The organism is Micromonospora sp. R77, from assembly GCF_022747945.1.
Classification (GTDB): Bacteria; Actinomycetota; Actinomycetes; order Mycobacteriales; family Micromonosporaceae; genus Micromonospora.
On sequence record NZ_JALDST010000001.1, the window covers coordinates 4,199,135 to 4,221,541 of the forward strand.

The following is a 22,407-nucleotide window of genomic DNA, read 5'->3' on the forward strand; positions in this document are numbered from 1 at the left end:
CCGGTCAACCCGCCGTCCCGCCGACCCGGCGCAGCAGCAGCTCCTGCAGGTCGGTCAGCGGCACCCCGTCGGCACCGGTACGCCGGGTCCAGCTGCCGTCCCCGGCCAGCTCGAACGCGTCTACCTCGGGGCTCATCGCGGTGGTCAGCACGTGGTCCAGCTCGGCGCGGGCCACCGGGTCGCTCACCTGCACCAGCGCCTCCACCCGTCGGTCCAGGTTGCGGTGCATCAGGTCGGCCGAGCCCATCCAGAACTCGGCGTCGCCGTTGTTGCCGAACCGGAAGATCCGCGAGTGCTCCAGGAACCGGCCGAGGATCGAACGGACCCGGATGTTCTCCGACAGGCCCGGCACCCCGGGCCGCAGCGTGCACATGCCCCGGATCAACAGGTCGACGTGCACGCCGGCCCGCGACGCACGGTAGAGCGCGTCGGTGACCTCCTCGTCGACCAGCGAGTTCACCTTGAACTGGACGAGGCCGGGCATGCCCAGCCGGACGTGCGCGATCTCCCGTTCGATCCGTTCGACCAGGCCGCTGCGGATGCCCTGCGGGGCCACCAGCAGCCGCCGGTACGCGGTCTGCCGGCTGTAGCCGGTGAGCACGTTGAACAGGTCGGTCAGGTCGGCGCCGATCTCCGGGTCGGCGGTGAGCATGCCGAAGTCCTCATAGAGCCGGGCGGTCTTCGGGTGGTAGTTGCCGGTGCCGATGTGGCAGTAGCGGCGGATCTGGTTGCCCTCCTGGCGTACCACCAGGGCGGTCTTGCAGTGCGTCTTCAGGCCGACCAGGCCGTACACGACGTGGCAGCCGGCGCGTTCCAGGGTGCGGGCCCAGCCGATGTTGGCCACCTCGTCGAAGCGGGCCTTCACCTCCACCAGCACCACCACCTGCTTGCCGGCGGCGGCGGCGTCGACCAGCGCGTCGACGATCGGGGAGTCGCCGCTGGTGCGGTAGAGCGTCTGCTTGATGGCCAGCACGTCCGGGTCGGCGGCGGCCTGCTCGATGAAGCGCTGCACGCTGGTCGCGAACGAGTGGTACGGGTGGTGCACCAGCACGTCCCCGTCCCGCAGGGTGGCGAAGACGCTGCGCGGCACCTCACCCTCGGCGAGCCGGGGATGGGTGGCCGGCACGAACGGCGGGTCCTTCAGGTCGGGGCGGTCCGCCTCGCCGTACACCTGCCAGAGCGCGGAGAGGTCGAGCAGGCCGCGCACCCGCAGCACGTCCTGGTCGTCCATGTCGAGCTCGCGGACCAGCAGCTCCAGCATGTGGTCGGAGATGGAGGCGGCGACCTCCAGGCGTACCGGCGGGCCGAACCGGCGGCGGGCCAGCTCCCGTTCGAGGGCCTGGAGCAGGTCCTCGTCGCGGTCCTCGTCGACCTCGACCTCGGCGTTGCGGGTGACCCGGAACAGGTGGCACTCGACCACCTGCATGCCGGAGAAGAGTTGGCCGAGGTGCACCGAGATGAGGTCCTCGACGGGCAGGAACCGGACGCCGGGGGAGTCCCGCGCCACCCGGACGAAACGCGGCACGTTGTTGGGCACCTTGACCCGGGCGAAGAGCTCCGAGCCGCCGTCCGGGTCGCGGACCGCGACGGCCAGGTTGAGCGACCGCCCCGAGATGTACGGGAAGGGGTGCGCCGGGTCCACCGCGAGCGGGGTGAGCACGGGGAAGATGTGTTCCCGGAACCAGGTGCGCAGCCGTTCCCGTTCCGGGTCGTCGAGTTCGCTCCAGCGCAGGATCCGGATGTCCTCGGCGGCCAGCTTCGGCAGCACGTCGTCGACGAAGCAGGTGGCGTGCCGGGAGACCAGCTCGGCGGTCCGTTCGGAGATCAGCTCCAGTTGGGTGCGCAGCGGCAGCCGGTCCCCGCCGCGTACCGGCAGCCCGGCGGAGAGGCGGCGCTTCAGCCCGGCGACCCGCACCATGTAGAACTCGTCGAGGTTGCTGGCGAAGATGGCGAGGAACTTGGCCCGCTCCAGCAGCGGGGTGCGCTGGTCCTCGGCCAGGGCCAGCACCCGGGAGTTGAAGTCGAGCCAGGAGAGCTCCCGGTTGAGGAACCGGTCCTCGGGCAGCGGCTCCGCCGCCGACTCCGCCGGCTCGGCCTCCGCCGGGCGGCCCGGGCTCTCCACCGGGTCGAGGACCTCCTCCAGGCCGGCGGACGCCGCCGCCAGGTCCGGCGCGGCGGCAGCACTCTCCTCCGGGGGACGAACCGGACGGAACCGGCCGTCGGTGCCCCGGGTCCGGGCGCCGTTGCGGGGCGGAGCCGGGTCGAGGCGCGGCGGGGTCTCGGGGTGCTCGCGAGGGGTGCTCACCACCTCATGATTCCCCGATCCGGGTGAACGGAAAATGAACTCGGGGCAGGTTGTTCACGCCATCGTCGGCAATGTCACCCGGACGACCTCGCCGGTGCCGTCCCGGTCCACCCGGAGCCGCTGGCCGAGCCGGAGCAGCCGCAGTCCGGAGGCGTCGAACGCGCGGGCCGGGAAGGCCAGTTCGGTGCCGTCGTCGAGGAGCAGCACGCCGCTGCGGGTCGACGCGTCGAAGGTCGCCACGGTGCCCTGCATGCCAGCACCGTACACCGGGTGGGTCAGCCGGCGGTGCGGGCGGCGCGGGTGGTGACCAGCGCGGCGGTGCGCGGGCCGAGGCCGAGCAGAGCGGCGTCGGCGAGGTCGGCGGCGGTGTCCACGTCCCGGCGCAGGGTCGGCCAGGCGTCGTCCAGCGACAGCGCCCCGCTCGCCGCGTGGGCGGCGGCCGAGCCCACCCCGAACCGGGGCTCCAGGGGCACCCCGGCCGGCGTCGTGAGCAGCACGGTGCCGCTGCCCGGGGCGTCGGCCACGAACCGGCGTACCCCGGGGCCGGCGGCGGCGGTCCGCAGCGCCGCGGCCAGCTCGACCGGGCGCAGCGCCGGCAGGTCGGCGGTGAGCGCGGCGACCGGGACGTGCGGCCCGGCGACCGCGGCGCCGTGCCGGAAGGCCGCGTTGAGCCCGGCGTCCGGGGCGTCCGGCACGGTCCGCGCGCCGGCCGCGCGCAGCTGGGCGCCCATCCGGGGGTCGTCGGTCACCACCAGGACCTCGGCCACCGCCGGGCAGGCCCGCACCGCGCGGACCGTGTCGGCCGCCAGGGCCAGCGCCAGCTCCGCGTGGGGTACGCCGGGCAGCGCGCCCCGCAGGCGGCTCTTGGCCACCTCGAGGCGCTTCACCGGCACCACCACGGTCCACCTCGGCTCGGGCACGCGACAATCCTGCCAGTCTCCGCGGCGGTACCCGCACTGGCCGTACCCAAGGCGAGCAGGCATGATTTCGTCGCGGGACGTGGGCGCGCGGGCTCGGGGCAGCACGAGGAGGCAGGGTGACACGGCGGAAGCTGGGGTTCTGGCCACGGTTCGCCGTGGTGCTGGTCAAGCCGGTGTTGACCGTCTGGACCCGGCGCACCTGGCGGGGTGCGGAACGGCTGGCCGGCCCCGGCGGGATCATCATCGTGCCCAACCACATCTCGCACGCCGACCCGCTGGTCGCCGCGCACTTCATCCACGACGCCGGGCGCTGGCCCCAGTTCCTGGGCAAGGCGAGCGTGTTCCGGGTCCCGGTGATCGGCTGGATCATCGGCAAGTGCAAGCAGATCCCGGTGGAACGCAACACGGTCGACGCGGTCAAGTCGCTGGACAAGCTGGTCGCCGCGCTGGACGCCGGCGGCGCTGTGGTGATCTACCCGGAGGGGACCATCACCCGGCAGCCGGAGCTGTGGCCGATGAAGGGCAAGACCGGGGCGGCCCGGCTGGCGCTGGCCACCGGTGCGCCGGTGATCCCGGTGGCGATGTGGGGGCCGGAGCGGATGTTCGACCCGCGGACCAACCGGTTCGACGTGCGGCCCCGGATCCCGGTGACCGTCGTCGCCGGCGAGCCGGTCGACCTCACCGCCTGGGCGGGCGCCAGCCCGAACCGGGCGGTGCTGGAGGAGATGACCGAGACCATCATGCTGCGGCTGCGCGACCTGGTCGCGGAGATCAGGGGCGGCACCCCGCCGCCGCTGTGGGAACGTCCCGCCCGTACGCGTACTCCCGAGGTGACCGAATGAGCGGGCACGTGGCCGTGCTGGGGGCCGGGTCCTGGGGGACCGCCTTCGCCAAGATCCTCGCCGACGCCGGCCGGGACGTGACCGTCCTGGCCCGCCGGGCGGCGGTCGCCGAGGCGATCCGGACCGGGCGGCACAACCCGGACTACCTGCCGGACGTGCGGCTGCCCGAGCGGGTCACCGCCACCGGTGACGCCGAGGAGGCGATCGCCGGGGCCGAGGTGGTGGTGCTCTCCGTGCCCTCGCAGACCCTGCGCGGCAACCTGGCCGAGTGGACCCGCCACCTGGACCCGGACGCCACGCTGGTGTCGCTGATGAAGGGCATCGAGCTGGGCACCACCAAGCGGATGAGCCAGGTGATCATGGAGACCGCCGGGGTGCCCGCCGACCGGGTGGTGGTCGTCTCCGGGCCCAACCTGGCCCCCGAGATCGCCGCCGAGCAGCCCGCCGCCACCGTGGTCGCCGGCTCCGACAGCCGCCGGACGGCCCTGGTGCAGGCGTCGATCCGGACCCCGTACTTCCGCCCGTACACCAACGACGACGTGATCGGCTGCGAGCTCGGCGGAGCGGTGAAGAACGTGATCGCCCTGTCGTACGGCATCGCCACCGCGATGGGCTTCGGCGACAACACCCGGGCCATGCTGATGACCCGGGGGCTGGCCGAGACCGCCCGGCTCGGCGTGGCGCTCGGCGCCGACCCGATCACCTTCGCCGGCCTGGCCGGCATGGGCGACCTGGTCGCCTCCTGCTCGTCGCCGCTGGCCCGCAACCGCACCTTCGGCGAGCACCTGGGCCGGGGCGAGAGCCTGGAGCAGGCGCAGGCCGCCACCCGGCAGACCGCCGAGGGTGTGAAGAGCTGCCTGGCGATCCGTGACCTGGCCCGGGCGCACGGCGTGGAGATGCCGATCACCGAGCAGATCGAGCGGATCTGCCACGAGGGGATGGACCCGCGGCTCGCCGTGGACGCCTTGATGAGCCGGACCGCCAAGCCCGAGTCGTACGAGTGAGGCGACGATGACCGAACCCGGGGACGGCACCCGCTGCGTGCACGCCGGACTGCCCGCGCCGACACCGGGGGAGCCGTTCCTGCCGGGGCCGGTCTTCGCCGCGCCCTACCACCTGGACCCGTGGCAGGGCCCGTCGGCGACACCCAACGGGTACGGGCGGCCGGACAACCCGACCCGCCGGCTGCTGGAGGCGGCCATCGGTGAGCTGGAGGGCGGTGACTGCCGGGTCTTCGCCAGCGGTCAGGCGGCCATCACCGGGCTGCTGCTGGCACTGCTGCGCCCCGGGGACACCGTGCTGCTGCCCGCCGACGGATACTTCCCGGTCCGGGCCTTCGCCACCGACACCCTGGCCGCCCTCGGCGTGCAGGTCGGCTTCGTGCCGACCGCCGGGCCGTACCCGTCGTTCGACGGCGTCCGGCTGGTGCTGCTGGAGACCCCGGCGAACCCGGGCCTGGACGTGGCCGACGTGCCGGCGCTCGCCGCGCGGGCGCACGCCGCCGGCGCCCTCGTCGCGGTCGACAACACCACCGCCACCCCGCTCGGGCAGCGGCCCCTGGACCTCGGCGCGGACGTGGTGGTCGCCTCCGGCACCAAGGCGCTGACCGGGCACTCCGACCTGCTGCTCGGCTATCTGGCCACCCGCTCGGCGGAACTGCTGGACCCGGTGACCGCGTGGCGGACCACCACCGGTGCCGTCCCGGGCGCGTTCGACGCCTGGCTGGCCCACCGCTCGCTGGCGACCATGGACCTGCGGCTGGCCCGGCAGTCGGCCAACGCGGCGGCCGTCGTCCGACTGCTCGACGGGCGGGCCGACGTGACCGGGCTGCGCTGGCCGGGGCTGCCGGGCGACCCGGCGTACCCGGTGGCCTCGGTCCAGATGCGACGGATGCCCGGCGTGCTCTCGTTCGACCTGGGGGACGCCGACCGGGTGGCCCGGTTCCTCGACGCCGCCCGGCTGGTCGCCGCCGCCACCTCGTTCGGCGGCCTGCACACCACCGCGGACCGGCGGGCCCAGTGGGGCGACGACACCGCCCCCGGGTTCGTCCGGCTCTCCTGCGGCATCGAGGACCCGGCCGACCTGGTGGCCGACATCGCCGCCGCACTCGACGCCAGCCGGGCCTGACGGGCGGCGGACGGGGTGGCCGCTGCGCTATCGTGAGCGCGGCCCTGAGCCGCCCGGCCCGTACGGGCCCCGACCGGAGGAGGTGAGACCGATCCGACAGACAGGACCGGCGCTCCCCTCCGCGTCCGCGTCGCCGGGAAACTAGGCGACGCCGGGAGCGCCGACGAGCGTTCCCGGAGGTTTCCCATGGCACCGTCCCCTTTTTCGCCCGACCGTCCCGCCCTGGTGCACCGGCTGCGCGCCGCCGGCTGCGTCTATGCCGAGGACGAGGCGGACCTGCTGATCGCCGCCGCCGACTCGGCCGAGGCACTGACCCACCTGGTGGACCGGCGGGTCGCCGGCCTGCCGCTGGAACACCTGCTGGGCTGGGCCGAGTTCTGCGGCCTGCGGGTCGCCGTCGACCCGGGCGTCTTCGTGCCCCGGGGGCGGACCGCCCTGCTGGTCGGCCGCCGCCGCCGCGGTCGCCGGTCCCGCGCCCGCCGTGCTGGACCTCTGCTGCGGCTGCGGCGCCGCCGCGCTGGTGCTGCACGGGCGGCTGGCGCCCTGCTGGCTGGCTGCCGCCGACATCGACCCGGTTGCGGTGGCCTGCGCCCGCCGCAACCTCGCCCCGCTGGGCGTGCCGGTGTTCTGCGGCGACCTGTTCGCGGCCGTACCGGCGCAGTGGCGGGGCGAGCTCGACGTGGTGGTGGCGAACGCCCCGTACGTGCCGACGGAGGCGGTCGCGCTGATGCCCGCCGAGGCCCGCCTGCACGAGGCCCCGGTGGCGCTCGACGGGGGCGCGGACGGGCTGACCGTGCTGCGCCGGGTCGCCGCCCAGGCGGCCGGCTGGCCGGCCCCGGGCGGTCACCTGGTGGTGGAGATCAGCGACGGTCAGGTCGATGCCCTCTGCGGGGCGTTCGCCGCCCGTGGCCTGGAGCCGACGGTGCTGCGCGACGACGAGGTCGACGCCACCGCGGTCACCGCCCGCCGCCCCGCCTGACCGTCCCCGCCGCTGTCCCGGCCGTCCGCGGCGCTGTCCCGGCCGACCGTCCACGCCGCCCGCCGGCCGGCCAGCACGCCGTTCCGGCCCTCCGCACCTTTGCACCGGGCCGTCCGTGCCGGCCGGCCCGGTGCGCGCGAGGCGTGGCGGGACGGTGGACGTGGAACTAGCCTCAGGACGGGACCGGTCGGCGGGAGGCGGTGGCGGATGGGCAGCGCGGGTGTGCCGGTGGTGGTGGGCCTCGACAACGGGGGGACCAGCAACAACGCCACCGTCCTGACGGTCGACGGCCGGTTCCTGGTGGACGGCCTGGTGGAGATCCCCAGCGAGGTGCGGGCCGGCCCGGAGGCGGCGATCGAGGCGCTGGCCCGCGCGCTGGACGGCGTCCTCGCGCTGACCGGTGTGCCGCGTGAGCTGGTCCGCGCGGTCGGGCTGGACACCCCCGGCCCGGCGAGCGCCACCGGGGTCATCTCGTCGCGCGGCTCCACCAACTTCGCCCAGCCGGCCTGGCGCGGCTACGACGTGCGCGGCGCGCTGGAACGGCGGCTCGGCCTGCCGGTGATCTACCACAACGACGGCAACGCCGCCGCGCTCTACGCGCACCACGTGCACTTCGGCGCGGACGCCATGCGCCGTTCCTCGGTCTCCGCCATCGTCGGCACGGGCCTGGGCGGCGGGGTGGTCGAGGACGGCCGGGTGGTGACCGGCGCGGCCGGGATGGCCGGTGAGTTCGGGCACGTGCACATCCCGCTGGACGCGCTGCTGGCGCCGGGCCAGGCGGTGCCGACCTGCGCGTGCGGCTTCGCCGGGGACGCGGAGAGCGTCGCCTCGCTGACCGCCATCGAGCACAACCTGCTGCCGTACTGGCTGGGCCGGCACCCCGGGCATCCGCTGGCCGCCGAGGAGCCGGGCCGGGCGGCGAAGCTGGTCCGCGGGTACGGCGAGCGCGGCGACGGCCTCGCCCGGGAGCTCTTCACCCAGCAGGCGATGGCGTTGGGCCGGCTCTTCACGATCGCCGCCAACTTCACCGACCCGCACGCGTACTTCGTCGGCGGCGGGGTGGTGGAGGCGGCGCCGGAGTTCCGGGACTGGTTCCTCGCCACCGTGCGGGAACACACCGTCCTCCGCGACGAGCAGGCCGCGGTCGCCGCCTTCGCCCTGGTGCCGGAGCGGGACATGGCCGGGGCGCGTGGGGTGGCCATCGCCGCGTTGGAGACCCTGCGGGCCGGCGCTCCGGCCGGCCCGCTCGTCACCGGCTGACCACCAACGCGACCGCCACCACGCGCCGGCACCCTGGGCCGGGCGGCGCGACCTCGCCGGGCGGCGGCGCAGGGTGGCGTCGGGCCGGTCAGCGGCGGGGTGGGGCGCCGGCGAAGGTGGTCCAGGCGGCCGGGGTGAAGCGCAGCGTCGGGCCGGCCGGGTCCTTGGAGTCGCGGACCGCGACCGCCCCGGGCAGCACCGCCATCTCGACGCAGGCGCCCTCGTCGCCGCTGTGGCTGCTCTTGCGCCAGGCGACCGGATCCGGCTGCGGGCTGGTCGTGGAGGTCATCGGTTCTACCGTCCCTTCAGAAGTTGGACCAGCTGGTCCCGGCTGTCCGCCGGGCTCAGCGCGACGGTCCGCAGATGCTCCATGATCTTGGTGCAGGTACGCAGGTCGCCCGGCCGGTCGAGGACCATCTGCCCGGCCACCGTCTCCACCGAGGCGATGATCGGGTCCTCCGGGTCGGCGAACTCCAGGATGTGCAGCGACCCCCGGGTGCCCCGGTGGTAGCCGGCCGCGAGCGGGATCACCTGGACGGTGATGTTCGGCAGCTCACCCATCTTGAGCAGGTGTCGTAGCTGCCCCTCCATCACGGTGCGGTCGCCCACCGGGCGCAGCAGCGCGCCCTCGTCGATGATCGCGTCCAGGATCGGTGGCTCGTCCGAGGTGAGCCGCTGCTGGCGGTCCAGCCGCAGGTGGACCCGCTGCTCGACCTGGTCGTCGCTGAGGGTGTGCGGGCCGCCGCGCATGACGCCCCGGATGTAGTCCGCGGTCTGCAGCAGGCCGGGCACCACCGACGGTTCGAAGTTCGCGATGCCGGTCGCCTCCGCCTCCAGCGCGATGAAGTCGATGGTGCGCCGGTCCAGCAGGTAGGAGTACGAGACCCACCAACCGGGTTTGCGGGCGTCCTTGGCCAGCTGCACCGCCGCCGCCACCTCGTCGGCGCCCACCCCGTAGAGGGTGAGCAGGGCGCGGACGGTGGCCGGGTTGACCAGGGTCTGCGCGTTCTCGTAGCGGGACAGGGTGCTGCGGGTGCTGTTGATCTCGTCGGCCGCCGCCTCCAGGGTCAGGCCGGCGGCTTCCCGGTGGGTACGCAGGGCGATGCCGAGCCGTCGGGCCCGGGCCGTCTTCGGAGCCATGAATCGATGGTCGCACATCGATGGGAACATCGGCGTGAGAGAACGTCGATGAGAGTTGCATTCACGCGTGTCCACCTGTCAATCTGTGACCAGGTCCTCACCGCCGGTTGTCGTGGCGACGGTGGTGGTGGGCGACCGGAGGGGATGGGGCGCGCGGCGATCGGGTTTTTCTCCCCCACGACCCGATCGCCGCGTGCCCCGCCATCGCCGAGCGACGGAAGGGGTGGGCATGACGTCGACCGGAGGCCGTTCCCGGAAGGTCGGGTCCGTCGCCGCACCACCGGCCGGAGGTGGCCGGCGGTGACCCGGTTCCTCGTGGTGCTCACCGATGTCCGGCCCGTCGAGGCGCTGGGCCGCAACGAACGGACCAGCCCCGAGCGGCGTCGTCAGGTCGTCGGGGCGACCAGCCGGGAGGCAGCCGACCGGATCGCCGGCGCGTTCATGGCGCTGGGCATGGTCCGCGCCGGCCGGCAACGGGTGAAGGTCATCGCCGTCGGCCGGCGACCCAAGGATCCGGAGGCGATCCACTGAGCCCGTCGCCGACGGTCGGCGCGCTCCCCGCCGACCGTCGGCGACGACGTCAGAGCAGCTTGCGCCGCTTCAGATAGGCCACCAGGTCGTCGTAGACGCCGCCCTCGTTGGCGAACATGGCCACGTTGCGGGCGGTGGAGAGCCAGGGCCGGGTGGAGGGGCGGACCTCCTTCAGCGCCCGCTCCAGGTCCCGCTGCTCGATCATCCGGACCTCGCCGGTACGGACCGAGTCGGCCATCGCGAACTCGGCGGCCGTCTCGCAGAGATGGGCCAGGTCGGCGCCGGAATAGTCGTCCGTCCGCGCGACCACCTTGCGCAGGTCGATGTTGGCGATCGGGCGCTGCCGCAGGTGGTACTCCAGGATCGCCGCGCGGGCCTCGGCGTCCGGCGGCAGCACCAGCACCACCCGGTCCAGCCGGCCCGGCCGGCGCAGCGCCGGGTCCACGTCCCACGGCGTGTTCGTCGCGGCGAGCACGAAGACCCCCTCGTTGCTGCCCTCCATGCCGTCCAGCTCGGCCAGGAGCTGGTTGCCGAGCGTCCGCATCGAACTGGAACCGACCTGGGAACGCTTGTGGCCCAGCGCGTCGACCTCGTCGAGGAAGAGCACGCAGGGCGCGTTGCGGCGGGCCGCCTCGAACAACTCGTGCAGGTTCCGCTCCGAGTTGCCGATCCACATGTCCAGCACGTCCACGATGGACAGGGAGAGGAACTTCGCGCCCATCTCGCCGGCCACCGCTCGGGCCAGGAAGGTCTTGCCGCAGCCGGGCGGACCGTAGAGCATCAGCCCGCCGCGCAGGCTCTTGCCGTACATCCGGCGCAGCTCGGGGTTGCGCAGCGGACCGAGGAAGGCCAGCTCCAGCCGCTCCTTCACGGCCGTCATGCCACCCACGTCGGCCAGCCGGACGGAGGACGACTCCACGTCGTACACCCGGTCGGCCTCGCCGGTCACCGGCTCCGGTTCGTCGCCGGCCCGGGCGAAGCGCGGCGGCACGACGTCGGCCAGCTCGCGCTCGTAGGCGGCCAGCGGGTCGTCGGTCGTCGGCCCGGCCGGCGCCGGTCGCGCCGGTGCCGGTGCCTCGGGTACGGGCGCACCCAGCGCCCGCTGCATCAGGGCCTGCGCCTGCGCGTTGCCCGGGTCCCGGGCGAGCGCCTGCCCGATCTGGGCGATCGCCTCCCCGCCCCGGTCGGCGTCCAGCAGCAGCCCGGCCAGGTGCAGGCGCAGCGGCAGGTCGTCCGGGCGGGCGTCGAGGGCGGCCAGCAGGCTGTCGACGAGCGGATCGGGGCTCATAGGACGAGCAGCGTAGTAGCTGCCGGCGCGGCGCTGGTGCCCCCGGAAGTCGGTTACTCCCTGTATATGGTGCGTTGACCGGTTGCGCCGGCCGGAGCGGTCTCCCCGGGTATCGGCATCGGCCGCCCGCCACGCACAGTAAGGTCAACCGGGTGAGCGCCACCGGCGAGCACGGCCAGCCGCAGTCGCGAACGAAGAGGTGACCTCCAGTGACCACCCCAGGCAAGACCCGTGTCGCGATCGTCTTCGGCGGCCGTAGTCCCGAACACGGCATCTCCTGCGTCAGCGCGGGCAGCGTGCTCGGCGCCCTGGACCCGGACGAGTTCGAAGTGGTGCCGGTCGGCATCACCCGGACCGGCCAGTGGGTGCTGACCAGCGGCGACCCGGCCCAGCTCGCGATCCGGGCGCGGAAACTGCCGGAGATCACCGCGAGCGCCGGCACCGAGGTGCTGCTGCGCGCCGAGCCGACCTCGGGCGGCCTGATGGTGCTCGACCCGACCGAGGCCCCCCGGGCGCTGGCCGACGTGGACGTCGTCTTCCCGGTGCTGCACGGCGCCTACGGCGAGGACGGCACCATCCAGGGGATGCTGGAGATGGCCGACATCCCGTACGTGGGGGCGAACGTGTTCGCCTCGGCGGCGGCGATGGACAAGGAGTTCACCAAGAAGCTCTGCGCCGTCGAGGGCATCCCGGTCGGCCCGTACGCGGTGCTGCGCAACGGGATGACGCTGAGCGAGGAGGAGAAGGAGCGGCTCGGGCTGCCCGTCTTCGTCAAGCCGTCCCGGGCGGGGTCCTCCTTCGGCATCACCAAGGTCGACGACTGGTCCCAGCTCGACGCGGCCGTCGCCACGGCGCGCGAGATCGACACCAAGGTGCTGGTGGAGGCCGCGGTCGTCGGCCGGGAGATCGAGTGCGGCGTGCTGGAGGGTGAGGCCGGCGGGGCTCCCGAGGCCTCCGTGCTGGCCGAGGTGCGGGTGATCTCCGGCCACGACTGGTACGACTTCGAGGCCAAGTACATCGACGACGCCTGCGAGTACGACATCCCGGCGAACCTGCCCGAGGCGGTCACCCGCCGGGTGCGCGAGTACGCCACCCGGGCGTTCACCGCGCTGGACTGCTCCGGCCTGGCCCGGGTCGACTTCTTCGTCACCCCGGAGAACGAGGTCTACCTCAACGAGATCAACACCATGCCCGGCTTCACCCCGACGTCGATGTTCCCCCGCATGTGGGCCGCCAGCGGCCTGGAGTATCCCAAGCTCGTCAACCGTCTCATCCGCACCGCCCTGCACCGCGACACCGGCCCCCGCTGACCCCGCCGCTGTCCGGCAACCGCCCGAATACACGGAAAGAGTGGCCGTTCCCGCTCGGGAGGCCACTCTTTCCGTGAAACTGCGCGCCGAGGCACGGCCTGCGGCGGGTGAGGGGTGGGGGTCAGGGGGTGCAGCCGGCGGGGGCGGTCTTCGCCGAGGGGACGGCGGAGACGATCGCGTCGGCGATCGGGGCGACCCACTGAAGAGGTTGGGCGTAGTCGCGGGGTATCCGGACCCGGACGGGGGTCTCCCGGTCGACCGTGGTGAGCACGGTGGCGTCGGCCTCCTCGACGGGATGCCAGCAGACCTTGTTGACCGTCCACACCTCGTCGGTCTTCGCGAAGACCGGTGGGCTGCCGCCGCAGGCGACGGTCAGCGCCGGATCACCGTACGCGGCGTTCTGCTCGGGACCGGACGTGACCGGGCGCTGCCGCAGGTCACGCACGCTGTCGGGAAGCTGCGACACCAGCGCCCGGCAGACGACGGCCGGCCGTTCGGCGAGCGTCGGCGCGGGCAGCTCCACCGGGGCGGTCGACTGCGGCCGGGCGGCGGTCGCCGACGGGCTCGGCGCGGCGGCGGGGGAGTCCGGGGAGAGCTTCGCGAAGGTGATCCCGGCCACGGCCACGGTGATCGGCAGGGCGACCAGGGTGGCGATCAGCGCCGCGCGGCGGGTCGCCCGGTCCCGGCGGGGGGCCTGGTCGGCCGGTCGGGACTCCTCGGGAGCGGGGGAGGAAGTGATCTCGTCCACTTACAGGCGCACCACCGAACACGTGAGGGTGCGGGTGATGCCGGGCACCATCTGCACCTTGCTGACGATGAGTTTCCCGAGCTCGTCCACCGTGTTCGCCTCGGTGAGCACGACCACGTCGTACGGCCCGGTGACGGCGTCGACGCGCACCACGCCGGCCAGGTCCGCGATCAGACCGGCCACGTCACGCGCCCGCCCGACCTCCGTCTGGATGAGGATGTACGCCTGAACCACGACTCGACCTCCGTCCGTCGCCGCCTGGGGCGGCCCGAAGGGTGAAACTACCTTACGGAGCAGGGCTGATCCCTATCGGTCGTCGGTCGGACGCGGTGAGCGAGCACACCCCGACCCGGGCAGGGGCGGGCGACGAGGATGAACGAGCGCGACGAGAGGACACGATGACGGTCGCGGGTGTCGGGGAGTTCGGACTGATCGACCGGGTGACCGCCCGGCTGACGTACGGGGAGAGTTGCCTGCTCGGCCCCGGCGACGACGGCGCGGTCGTCGCGGCGCCGGACCGGCGGGTGGTGGCCTCCACCGACGTGCTGGTCGAGGGGCGGCACTTCCGCCGGGACTGGTCCGGCGCGCGGGACGTCGGGCACCGGGCGGCGGCGGCGAACCTGGCCGACATCGCCGCGATGGGCGCCACCCCGACCGCCCTGCTGGTCGCCCTCTGCATGCCGGCCGAACTGGAGACCGGCTGGGCGGAGGAACTGGCCGACGGGCTCGGCGCGGAGGCCGCCACGGTGGGCGCGAGCGTGGTCGGCGGGGACATGTCGGCCAGTCCCACCCTGACCATCGCCGTCACCGCCCTCGGTGACCTGGCGGGCCGGGCCCCGGTGGTCCGGTCCGGCGCGCGCCCCGGCGACGTGGTGGCCGTGGCCGGGCGTACCGGCTGGGCGGCGGCCGGCTGCACCGTGCTGTCCCGGGGCTTCCGTACGCCCCGGCTGCTGGTCGAGGCGTTCCGCCGCCCCGAGGTGCCGTACGCCGAAGGCCCGCACGCCGCCCGGCTCGGGGCCACCTCGATGATCGACGTGTCGGACGGGCTGCTGGCCGACCTGGGGCACGTGGCGAAGGCCAGCGGGGTCGCGATCGACGTGCGCCGGGACGCCTTCGAGGTGCCCCGGCAGATGCGGGACGCCGCGCAGGCGCTCGGCGTCGACCCGTACACCTGGATCCTGGGCGGTGGCGACGACCACGCGCTGGCCGCGACCTTCCCGGAGTCGGTGGCGCTGCCCGCGCAATGGCGGCCGGTCGGCCGGGTGGCCGACGGCGCCGGGGTGACCGTCGACGGCGCGGCCTACGACGGGCCGGCCGGCTGGGACCACTTCCGCTGAGTGACGTACGACCGACCGGGCCCGCCGGCACCGGTCCGGGACCGGCCACGGTCGTACGCTTCTGCGGTGAGTGAGATCGAGATCCTTCCCCGGCCGTTCGACGCGCCGGAGTCGCAGGCGCTGATCCGGGCGGCCCTGGCCGACCTGGGCCGACGGTACGGCGGCAGCGGCGACGAGACGCCGGTCGACGCGACCGAGTTCGAGCCGCCGGCCGGCACGTTCCTGGTGGCCTACCTCGGCGGGGAGCCGGTCGGCTGCGGCGGCTGGCGCAGCCACGGCGACGACGGCGAGACGGCCGAGCTGAAGCGGATGTACACCAGCCCGGCGGCCCGGGGCCGGGGCGTGGCCCGCGCGGTGCTGGCCGCGGTCGAGCAGTCGGCCCGGGACGCCGGCCGTAAGCGGATCGTCCTGGAGTGCGGCGACCGGCAGCCCGAGGCGATCGCCATGTACACCGCGGCCGGCTACGAGCGGATCCCCAACTTCGGCTTCTACGCCGACGAGCCCGGCTGCCTGTCGTTCGGCCGCCCCCTCTGACCCGCCCCGCCCGCGCCCGCACGTCGTGCCCCGTGCGCGCCGCCCGCCAAGATCGTGCTCGATCCAGGAAACAGTGGCCTCGTGCGATGCGGGAGGCCACTGTTTCCATGTTCGGGCGCGGGGCGCGGGGCGCGGCGACGCCGGCAGCGCCGGGTGCGCCCCGGCGCAGGCGGGCCGGGTCTTCGACCGGAGGTGGTGGAACGTTCGCCGGACACGACAGCACCGGCGGACCGTGACGGTCCGCCGGTGCCGGCAGTCTTCGAGGTGGAGGCGCTACCGCGTCAGGCGCGGGTGACCTTGCCGGCCTTGATGCACGAGGTGCAGACCTGCATCTTCTTGGTGTTGCCGCCACCGGCCGGGGTACGCACCGACTGGATGTTCGGGTTCCAGCGGCGGTTGGTCCGCCGGTGCGAGTGGGACACGTTGTGGCCGAAGCCCGGTCCCTTGCCACAGACGTCGCACACGCTAGCCACGGGATACTCCTGGGATTGATACGTTCATGAGGTCGCCAGCAGGCGCTGCCCGGGCAACCTGGTCAGGTTACCCGATGACCCACCGGTCCGCCCAACCGGCCTGGTCGACCCGGCTGCGGCCCGGCCCAGCGTACCGGTGCCGGCGGGGCGCGGGCGGCGGGCCCCGGGCCGTCGGACACGCCGACGGGGGCCGGTCGGCCCGGGCGGGTGTCGGTGTGCGCCAGTAGGCTTCCCGACGTGCTGGAGACCCTCGACGCCGCCGCGGTGCGCCGCTGGTGCGCGAACGGGCTGGCCGCGCTGCAGCGGCACCAGGGCGAGATCGACGACCTCAACGTCTATCCGGTGCCCGACGGCGACACCGGCACCAACCTGGTGCTCACCCTCACCTCCGCCCAGCAGGCGCTCGCGATGGACCTGGGCACCCTCCCCGACGACGGGCACACCCCGCACGGGCACGCACTGCGGCTGATGGCCCGGGGTGCGCTGCTCGGCGCGCGGGGCAACTCCGGGGTGATCCTGTCGCAGATCCTGCGCGGTTTCGCCGACGCGCTCGCCGCCGCCCCGGAGGTGCGCGGCCGGCAGCTCGCCACCGCGCTGGGTGACGCGACCACCGCCGCGTACGCCGCGGTCGCCCGGCCGGTGGAGGGCACCCTGCTCAGCGCGTCGTCTCGGCCGCCGCCCGCGCCGCCGAGCAGGCGGACACCGACGACCTGCGCGCGGTGGCCCGGGCGGCGGCGGGCGGGCGGCCCGCGCGCTGGCGCGTACCCCCGAGCAGTTGCCCGCGCTGGCCCGCGCCGGCGTGGTCGACGCCGGCGGGCGCGGCCTCTGCCTGTTGCTCGACGCGCTGGTCGAGGTGGTCACCGGGGAGCGCGTGCCCGAGCCGGCAGCCCGCGCCGCCCGCGGTCCGACCGCCGGCCACCGCCGTCCGGGGAGACCGGCTCCGACGCGTACGCCTACGAGGTGCAGTACCTGCTCGACGCCACCGACGAGGCGGTGGCCCGGCTGCGCGGCGAGCTGGACGCGCTGGGCGACTCGCTGGTGGTGGTCGGCGACGGCGGCCCCGGCGTCGCCACCTGGAACGTGCACGTGCACGTCAACGACGTAGGCGCGGCCATCGAGGCGGGGTGACGGCGGGTCGCCCGCACCGGATCTCGGTGACCCGCTTCGCCGACCAGGTGGCCCCCGCGCCGGCCCTGCCGGCGGTGCTGCCGGACGGGCGGGCGGCGGTGGTGGTGGCGACCGGCGCGGGCATCGCCGAGCTCTTCGCCGGTGAGGGCGCGACCGTGGTCCCCGGCAACCCGTCCACCGGCGAGCTGCTGGACGCCGTCCGGGCCAGCGGCGCGGCCCGGGTGGTGGTGCTCCCCAACGACCCGAACACCCAGTCGGTGGCGAGCGCCGCGGCCCGGGAGGCGCACCGGCTCGGCGTCAAGGTGAGCGTGGTCCCCACCCGCTCCCCGGTGCAGGCCCTCGCGGCCCTCGCGGTCCGCGACCCGGGCCGGCGCTTCGAGGACGACGTCATCGCGATGGCGGAGGCGGCCGGCGCCTGCCGCTACGCCGAGGTGTGCCACGCCAGCCGGGAGGCGCTCACCGTCGCCGGCCCGTGCCGCCCGGGTGACGTGCTGGCCCTGGTCGAGGGTGAGGTGCACCTGATCGGCGCCGAGCTGCTCGACACCTGCACCGCGGTGGTCGACCGGATGCTCGGCGGCGGCGGTGAGCTGGTCACCCTGCTCTGCGGGGCGGACGCCCCGGCCGGGCTGGCCGACCGGGTGCGCGAGCACGTCGAGCGCGCCTGGCCGTTCGTCGAGGTGCAGGCGTACGAGGGCGGTCAGCCGCACTATCCGCTCCTGATAGGGGTCGAATGACGTCCGATCCGTCCACCGTGGACACGCCGCTGAAGAAGCTGGTCGGGGAGAAGACCGCCAAGGCCCTGGCGAGCCACCTCGACCTGCACACCGCCGGGGACCTGATCTACCACTTCCCCCGTCGGTACGACGAGCGCGGCGAGCACACCGACATCCGCTCGCTCGACGTCGGTGAGCAGGTCACCGTGCTGGCCCAGGTGCAGCGCACCGCCGTCCGGCCGATGCGGCAGCGGCGCGGCAACCTGCTGGAGGTGACCGTCGGCGACGGCTCCGGTGGGGTGCTCACCTGCACCTTCTTCGGCAACCAGGCGTGGCGGGAGCGGGAGCTGCGCCCCGGGCGGTGGGGGCTGTTCGCCGGCAAGGTCACCGAGTTCCGGGGCAAGCGCCAGCTCAACGGCCCCGAATACGTGCTGCTCGGTGAGGGCGGCGACGGCGAGGCGGCGGCCAACGAGGAGGTCGAGGAGTTTGCCGGGGCGCTGATCCCGGTCTACCCGGCCGCCGCGGCGGTGCCGACCTGGGTGATCGCCCGCTGCGTCCGGGTGGTGCTGGACACCTTCACCCCGCCGGAGGATCCGCTGCCGGCCACCGTGCGGGCCGACCGCAACCTGGTCGGCATCGGGGCGGCGCTGCGCGAGATCCACCGACCCTCCAGCAAGGAGGAGCTCTATCGGGCCCGCCGCCGGCTCAAGTGGGACGAGGCGTTCGCGGTGCAGCTCACCCTGGTGCAGCGAAAGCACCGGGCGGCGGACTGGCCGGCGAAGTCCCGGCCCGGCCGCCCCGGCGGACTGCTCGACGCGTTCGACGCCCGGCTGCCGTACGAGCTGACCAGCGGCCAGCAGGACGTCGGCGTGGAGATCGCCGCCGACCTGGCCGCCGCGCACCCGATGCACCGCCTGCTGCAGGGCGAGGTCGGCTCGGGCAAGACGGTGGTGGCCCTGCGGGCCATGCTCCAGGTGGTCGACTCCGGCGGGCAGGCGGCCCTGCTCGCCCCGACCGAGGTCCTCGCCGCGCAGCACCACCGGGGGATGCTCGACCTGCTCGGGCCGCTGGCGCAGGCCGGCGAGCTGGGGGCAGCCGACGGCGCGACCCGGGTGGAACTGGTCACCGGCTCGCTCGGCGCGGCGGCCCGCCGCCGGGCCCTGGCGGAGGTGGCCGGCGGCCGGGCCGGGATCGTGCTCGGCACCCACGCCCTGCTCTACGAGGGGGTCGACTTCGCCGACCTGGGCCTGGTGGTGGTGGACGAGCAGCACCGCTTCGGCGTGGAGCAGCGCGACGCGTTGCGGGCCAAGGCCGACCAGCCGCCGCACGTGCTGGTGATGACGGCCACCCCGATCCCGCGCACGGTCGCCATGACCGTCTACGGCGACCTGGAGGTCTCCACCCTCTCCCAGCTGCCGCAGGGCCGCTCGCCGATCGCCTCGCACGTGGTGCCGGCCGCCGAGAAGCCGGCCTTCCTCGACCGGGCCTGGCGCCGGGTGCGCGAGGAGGTCGGCAAAGGCCACCAGGCGTACGTGGTGTGCCCGCGCATCGGTGAGGGCCCCGGCTCCGAGGAGGAGCCGCCGCGTGAGGACGACAACGGGAAGCGGCCGCCGCTGGCGGTGACCGAGGTGGCGCCGCTGCTCGCCGAGGGCCCGCTGCACGGGCTGCGGATCGGCGTGCTGCACGGGCGGCTGCCCGCCGACGAGAAGGACGCGGTGATGCGCTCCTTCGCCGCCGGCGAGCTGGACGTGCTGGTCGCCACCACCGTGGTCGAGGTCGGCGTCAACGTGCCCAACGCCACCGTGATGATCGTGCTGGACGCCGACCGGTTCGGTGTCTCCCAGCTGCACCAGCTGCGCGGCCGGGTGGGCCGGGGCTCGGCGGCGGGGCTCTGTCTGCTGGTCACCGAGGCGATGGAGGGCTCGTCGGCCCGGGAACGCCTCGACGCGGTCGCCGGCACCACCGACGGGTTCAAGCTCGCCGAGCTGGATCTGGAGCAGCGCCGCGAGGGTGACGTGCTGGGGGCCACCCAGTCCGGCCGCCGCTCGCACCTGCGGCTGCTGTCCCTGAGACGCGACGCGGACCTGATCCGGGACGCCCGGGCGGAGGCGATCGCCCTGGTCGAGGAGGACCCGGAGCTGACCCGCCATCCGGCGCTGGCCGCGTCGGTGGCCGCGCTGGTCGACTCCGAACGCGCCGAATACCTCGAGAAGGGCTGACCCTCGCCGGCGCTCCACGGCGGCGCCCTGGTGGCGTCCAGCGCAGGGACACCGGCCCGTCCCCGAGCGAGTCCACTGTGGTCGGTTCCCGGCGCGCCTCGCGGGCGATCCTCTCGGCGGCGGTAGCCCGGACGACCGGGTCCGGCAGTGTCGGCGGGAGTGGCTGCGTCGCCCGTGGCGGCGTGACCGCTGCCCCCACCCCGGTGGGTCGACGCGCCTAGGATGCGGCGATGTCGACTCCTTCGCTCGCGCGTGGTGTGCTGCTGTTGGCCCGAGGTGACCGACTGGTCGTGGAACAGGTCGGGGGCGCCGGTGACGACGCCCTCTCCACGCCCTGCTCCCGCCGGACGCGGTTCCAGATCGCGTCGATCAGCAAGCAGATGACCGCGGCGGCGGTGCTGCTCCTGGCCGAGCGGCAGACGCTCGACGTGACCGACCCGGTCGAGCGCTGGGTGCCCGACTGCCCGCCGGAGTGGCGCGGGATCACCCTGCACCACCTGCTGAACCACACCTCGGGGCTGGGCCACTGGGAGGACTACCCGCTGATCGACCTGGCCCGGCGTACCGGACCGGTGGAGCTGCGGGCCCTCTTCCGGAACGTTCCGCCACTGTTCCGTCCGGGGGCCCGGTGGCACTACAGCAGCCCGGGTTACGTGCTGCTGGCCCACGCCGTCGAGCGGGCCGCCGGCCGCCCGTATGCCGATTTCCTCGCCGCCGAGGTCTTCGCGCCGCTGGGGATGACCGACAGCTTCGCCGGTGCGCCGGGCGACCGCCCCGACGTGGCGGTCGGGCACTCGGCCGGACGGCCGGTCCCGTCCTGGGACCTGGACATGGTGAACGTCGGTGCCGGGGACGTCTGGTGCTCCGCTGACGACCTGCTCACCTGGCTCGACGTGCCGAGGCGGGGGCGTCTCCTCACCACCGCCTCGGTCGCGCGGATGACCACGGCGTACGCGCCGACCGGCTCGGCCGGGACGGCCTACGGCTACGGCTGTTTCCTCGGGCCGCTGGCGGGGGAGCGGGCGGTCCACCACTCCGGGGAGAACGCCGGGTTCCGGTCGTTCGCCGCCTGGCTGCCCGACTCCGACCGTCGGCTGGTGCTCCTCACCAACGAGGACACCGCCGCCCTCTCGCTGGTCGACCAGGTCCTCACCGCCGCCTGACCGCGCCCCGCTCGCCCGTGCACCCACCCCTCCCACCGGCGCTGTCCGCGCGCTGCCCCGCCGAGGTCGCGCTCGATCCGGGGAACAGTGCCCACCCGCGCCCGAGGCCACTGTTTCCCGCTTCGAGCGTGATCTTGCAGGTCGGGCTCGCGGAGGGTGGTGCTGCGCGGAGGGCGCGCCGACCGGGTGGTCGACGCGCCCTCCGGCGATCCGGGCAGGATCAGGCGGTGAAGCGGACCCGACGGCGGCGGGCCACCACGAAGAGCACCGCGCCCGCGGCGAGCAGCAGGACGGCTCCACCGGCGATGGCGCCGGCGGCCGGGCCGGTGACCGGCAGGCCGCCACCCTGGCCCGAGCAGTCCTTCGGCTGGGTGTACGGGATGGTCTCGGCGTCCTCGACCACGTCGTACTTGGCCGTGACCTTGAGGCCCCGGTAGGCGTCGAAGCTGACCGAGGTGGTCTTGCCCGGCTCGGAGACGAGCTTCTTGGTGACGCCCTTCTCGGTGGTCAGCGTGGCGGTGAAGGGGATGCCCTTCGCCGGGTTCTCGACGATGAAGGTCATCGTGTCGCAGGTCTGCTCGAGCTGGAACACCGGTTCGGCCGGCTCCGCCGCGGCGGGCGGCGTCGCGGACGGGCTGGCCGGGCGGGACGCGGACGGCGACGGGGTGACCTCGGGCGACCGGCTCGGCTCCGGGGTGGCGCTCGGCGCGGGGGAGCTGGGCGCCGGGGAGCTGGGCGTGGGCGACGGCGTCTGAGCCGGGCCGCAGTCCTGCGAGGGCTGGGCGACGACGCTCTGCCAGGTCTGGATGACCTTGTCGTCGCGTACCCAGCGGGCCTCGACGGTGAGCTTCAGCTCGGGGATCGCGCCCTCGAAGGTGTGGGTCTGGCTGCCGGTCAGCGGCTCGCCGCCCTCTTCGTTCAGGGTCGCCCCGACGGCCAGGCTGCCGGTGATGTCACCGGGCACGGAGGACTCGATCCGGGTGATCTTGCCGGTCAGGTCGGGCACGTTGCTGCCCACCGACCAGTTGACGGTGACCTTGCCGTCCCCGGCCGCGCAGTAGCTGCCGGAGGGCTGGGGGTGGTGGGCCAGGGCCGGGCCGGCGACGGTGGCCACGCCCGCGAGGCCGATCAGCGCGCCGGCGGTGAGGACGGCGGCACGCCGGAGGTGGAGACGGTGCACGTCTGCTCCTGATGAGGGGAGGATCGGAGGGTGCGGCGGACGGATCGGGACCTCGTCCGCGCGGCAACCCGGCAGACACTAGCGAGATCCGTTCGCCGGACGTCACGTCGATCGACGCCTCGTAAAGGGTCTGTTATATATCTGAGATCATTGATGTACGCGGGGTGATCGAACGGTGGCGTCAGCGGCGGGTCGCCCGGCCTGCGCCGG

General features: G+C 74.4%; 20 protein-coding genes and 2 pseudogenes. 12 read left to right on the forward strand and 10 right to left on the reverse strand.

Features of this window, described 5'->3' with window-relative positions:
• Positions 1-4: 4 nt before the first annotated feature.
• Genes MRQ36_RS19855 through cofC form a run of 3 tightly spaced genes read right to left on the reverse strand, consistent with a single transcriptional unit; the run spans position 5 to position 3,225 of the window.
• Positions 5-2,305: an RNA degradosome polyphosphate kinase gene (locus tag MRQ36_RS19855; RefSeq protein ID WP_242797558.1), complete on the reverse strand. Its 2,301-nt coding sequence runs from the start codon at positions 2,303-2,305 to the stop codon at positions 5-7.
• A gap of 54 nt (positions 2,306-2,359) precedes the next feature.
• Entirely contained in the window at positions 2,360-2,557 is a 198-nt protein-coding gene (locus MRQ36_RS19860) for a cold-shock protein (RefSeq protein ID WP_242797560.1), read from the reverse strand.
• Positions 2,558-2,580: 23 nt separating this feature from the next.
• The gene (cofC, locus tag MRQ36_RS19865; RefSeq protein ID WP_242797562.1) at positions 2,581-3,225 is read right to left on the reverse strand and encodes a 2-phospho-L-lactate guanylyltransferase; all 645 of its coding nucleotides are present in this window, start codon (positions 3,223-3,225) and stop codon (positions 2,581-2,583) included.
• Positions 3,226-3,341: 116 nt separating this feature from the next.
• On the opposite strand from cofC, the gene MRQ36_RS19870 reads away from it, so the two are divergent.
• The 5 genes and pseudogenes from MRQ36_RS19870 to MRQ36_RS19890 all read left to right on the forward strand — a co-directional run bounded on the left by MRQ36_RS19870 (position 3,342) and on the right by MRQ36_RS19890 (position 8,433).
• Positions 3,342-4,067 carry a 1-acyl-sn-glycerol-3-phosphate acyltransferase gene (locus tag MRQ36_RS19870; RefSeq protein WP_242797564.1) on the forward strand — a complete coding sequence of 242 codons (726 nt, stop codon included), beginning with the start codon at positions 3,342-3,344 and terminating at the stop codon, positions 4,065-4,067.
• Complete coding sequence (locus MRQ36_RS19875) at positions 4,064-5,071, forward strand: NAD(P)H-dependent glycerol-3-phosphate dehydrogenase (RefSeq protein WP_242797566.1); 1,008 nt, start codon at positions 4,064-4,066, stop codon at positions 5,069-5,071. The genes MRQ36_RS19870 and MRQ36_RS19875 overlap by 4 nt, the downstream gene beginning before the upstream one ends.
• A gap of 7 nt (positions 5,072-5,078) precedes the next feature.
• Complete coding sequence (locus tag MRQ36_RS19880) at positions 5,079-6,194, forward strand: cystathionine gamma-lyase (RefSeq protein ID WP_242797568.1); 1,116 nt, start codon at positions 5,079-5,081, stop codon at positions 6,192-6,194.
• A 186-nt stretch (positions 6,195-6,380) separates the two neighbouring features.
• Positions 6,381-7,173, forward strand: a pseudogene (locus MRQ36_RS19885) (putative protein N(5)-glutamine methyltransferase).
• Positions 7,174-7,380: 207 nt separating this feature from the next.
• Positions 7,381-8,433 (forward strand): ROK family protein, encoded by a 1,053-nt coding sequence (locus tag MRQ36_RS19890; protein WP_242797570.1) that lies wholly within the window; start codon positions 7,381-7,383, stop codon positions 8,431-8,433.
• 88 nt (positions 8,434-8,521) lie between these two features.
• Here MRQ36_RS19890 and MRQ36_RS19895 read toward each other — a convergent pair whose 3' ends face one another.
• Positions 8,522-8,722: a DUF397 domain-containing protein gene (locus MRQ36_RS19895; RefSeq protein ID WP_242797572.1), complete on the reverse strand. Its 201-nt coding sequence runs from the start codon at positions 8,720-8,722 to the stop codon at positions 8,522-8,524.
• 5 nt (positions 8,723-8,727) lie between these two features.
• The gene (locus tag MRQ36_RS19900) at positions 8,728-9,573 is read right to left on the reverse strand and encodes a helix-turn-helix transcriptional regulator (protein ID WP_242797574.1); all 846 of its coding nucleotides are present in this window, start codon (positions 9,571-9,573) and stop codon (positions 8,728-8,730) included.
• A 300-nt stretch (positions 9,574-9,873) separates the two neighbouring features.
• Between MRQ36_RS19900 and MRQ36_RS19905 the strand changes: the two genes are divergently transcribed.
• On the forward strand, positions 9,874-10,104 hold the full coding sequence (locus MRQ36_RS19905) for a hypothetical protein (protein WP_242797576.1): 231 nt from the start codon (positions 9,874-9,876) through the stop codon (positions 10,102-10,104).
• A gap of 49 nt (positions 10,105-10,153) precedes the next feature.
• On the opposite strand, the gene MRQ36_RS19910 is transcribed toward MRQ36_RS19905, so the two are convergent.
• Entirely contained in the window at positions 10,154-11,392 is a 1,239-nt protein-coding gene (locus MRQ36_RS19910; RefSeq protein WP_242797578.1) for a 26S protease regulatory subunit, read from the reverse strand.
• Positions 11,393-11,601: 209 nt separating this feature from the next.
• Between MRQ36_RS19910 and MRQ36_RS19915 the strand changes: the two genes are divergently transcribed.
• On the forward strand, positions 11,602-12,702 hold the full coding sequence (locus MRQ36_RS19915; protein ID WP_242797580.1) for a D-alanine--D-alanine ligase family protein: 1,101 nt from the start codon (positions 11,602-11,604) through the stop codon (positions 12,700-12,702).
• 121 nt (positions 12,703-12,823) lie between these two features.
• Here the strand turns inward: MRQ36_RS19915 and MRQ36_RS19920 are convergent, their stop codons facing one another.
• Together MRQ36_RS19920 and MRQ36_RS19925 are read right to left on the reverse strand one after the other, a co-directional pair.
• The gene (locus MRQ36_RS19920) at positions 12,824-13,441 is read right to left on the reverse strand and encodes a DUF3515 family protein (RefSeq protein WP_242801231.1); all 618 of its coding nucleotides are present in this window, start codon (positions 13,439-13,441) and stop codon (positions 12,824-12,826) included.
• 9 nt (positions 13,442-13,450) lie between these two features.
• Positions 13,451-13,684: an Lrp/AsnC ligand binding domain-containing protein gene (locus MRQ36_RS19925; RefSeq protein WP_013284547.1), complete on the reverse strand. Its 234-nt coding sequence runs from the start codon at positions 13,682-13,684 to the stop codon at positions 13,451-13,453.
• Between the two features lie 164 nt (positions 13,685-13,848).
• Here MRQ36_RS19925 and MRQ36_RS19930 point away from each other — a divergent pair, with 164 nt between their 5' ends.
• Positions 13,849-14,787 (forward strand): thiamine-phosphate kinase, encoded by a 939-nt coding sequence (locus tag MRQ36_RS19930; protein ID WP_242797582.1) that lies wholly within the window; start codon positions 13,849-13,851, stop codon positions 14,785-14,787.
• Between the two features lie 66 nt (positions 14,788-14,853).
• A complete protein-coding gene (locus MRQ36_RS19935) occupies positions 14,854-15,321 on the forward strand; it encodes a GNAT family N-acetyltransferase (RefSeq protein WP_242797584.1) in 468 nt (155 codons plus the stop codon).
• A gap of 281 nt (positions 15,322-15,602) precedes the next feature.
• On the opposite strand, the gene rpmB is transcribed toward MRQ36_RS19935, so the two are convergent.
• On the reverse strand, positions 15,603-15,794 hold the full coding sequence (gene rpmB, locus MRQ36_RS19940) for a 50S ribosomal protein L28 (RefSeq protein WP_088963534.1): 192 nt from the start codon (positions 15,792-15,794) through the stop codon (positions 15,603-15,605).
• A gap of 237 nt (positions 15,795-16,031) precedes the next feature.
• On the opposite strand from rpmB, the pseudogene MRQ36_RS19945 reads away from it, so the two are divergent.
• The 3 genes and pseudogenes from MRQ36_RS19945 to MRQ36_RS19955 all read left to right on the forward strand — a co-directional run bounded on the left by MRQ36_RS19945 (position 16,032) and on the right by MRQ36_RS19955 (position 21,017).
• Positions 16,032-17,656 (forward strand): annotated as a pseudogene (locus MRQ36_RS19945) (DAK2 domain-containing protein).
• Positions 17,653-19,854 carry an ATP-dependent DNA helicase RecG gene (recG, locus tag MRQ36_RS19950; protein ID WP_242797586.1) on the forward strand — a complete coding sequence of 734 codons (2,202 nt, stop codon included), beginning with the start codon at positions 17,653-17,655 and terminating at the stop codon, positions 19,852-19,854. The pseudogene MRQ36_RS19945 and the gene recG overlap by 4 nt, the downstream one beginning before the upstream one ends.
• Before the next feature lie 230 nt (positions 19,855-20,084).
• Positions 20,085-21,017 (forward strand): serine hydrolase, encoded by a 933-nt coding sequence (locus tag MRQ36_RS19955; RefSeq protein WP_242797588.1) that lies wholly within the window; start codon positions 20,085-20,087, stop codon positions 21,015-21,017.
• Between the two features lie 220 nt (positions 21,018-21,237).
• Here MRQ36_RS19955 and MRQ36_RS19960 read toward each other — a convergent pair whose 3' ends face one another.
• Positions 21,238-22,197: a cell wall anchor protein gene (locus MRQ36_RS19960; RefSeq protein WP_242797591.1), complete on the reverse strand. Its 960-nt coding sequence runs from the start codon at positions 22,195-22,197 to the stop codon at positions 21,238-21,240.
• Positions 22,198-22,407 lie beyond the last annotated feature (210 nt).

Excerpts from the sequence above, each read along its gene's own strand:
- MRQ36_RS19860 (WP_242797560.1), bottom strand. The coding sequence starts at position 2,557 with ATGCAGGGCACCGTGGCGACCTTCGACGCGTCGACCCGCAGCGGCGTG.
- MRQ36_RS19875 (WP_242797566.1), top strand. The coding sequence starts at position 4,064 with ATGAGCGGGCACGTGGCCGTGCTGGGGGCCGGGTCCTGGGGGACCGCC.
- MRQ36_RS19880 (WP_242797568.1), top strand. The coding sequence starts at position 5,079 with ATGACCGAACCCGGGGACGGCACCCGCTGCGTGCACGCCGGACTGCCC.
- MRQ36_RS19890 (WP_242797570.1), top strand. The coding sequence starts at position 7,381 with ATGGGCAGCGCGGGTGTGCCGGTGGTGGTGGGCCTCGACAACGGGGGG.
- MRQ36_RS19895 (WP_242797572.1), bottom strand. The coding sequence starts at position 8,722 with ATGACCTCCACGACCAGCCCGCAGCCGGATCCGGTCGCCTGGCGCAAG.
- MRQ36_RS19900 (WP_242797574.1), bottom strand. The coding sequence starts at position 9,573 with ATGGCTCCGAAGACGGCCCGGGCCCGACGGCTCGGCATCGCCCTGCGT.
- MRQ36_RS19910 (WP_242797578.1), bottom strand. The coding sequence starts at position 11,392 with ATGAGCCCCGATCCGCTCGTCGACAGCCTGCTGGCCGCCCTCGACGCC.
- MRQ36_RS19930 (WP_242797582.1), top strand. The coding sequence starts at position 13,849 with ATGACGGTCGCGGGTGTCGGGGAGTTCGGACTGATCGACCGGGTGACC.
- recG (WP_242797586.1), top strand. The coding sequence starts at position 17,653 with ATGACGTCCGATCCGTCCACCGTGGACACGCCGCTGAAGAAGCTGGTC.
- MRQ36_RS19955 (WP_242797588.1), top strand. The coding sequence starts at position 20,085 with ATGTCGACTCCTTCGCTCGCGCGTGGTGTGCTGCTGTTGGCCCGAGGT.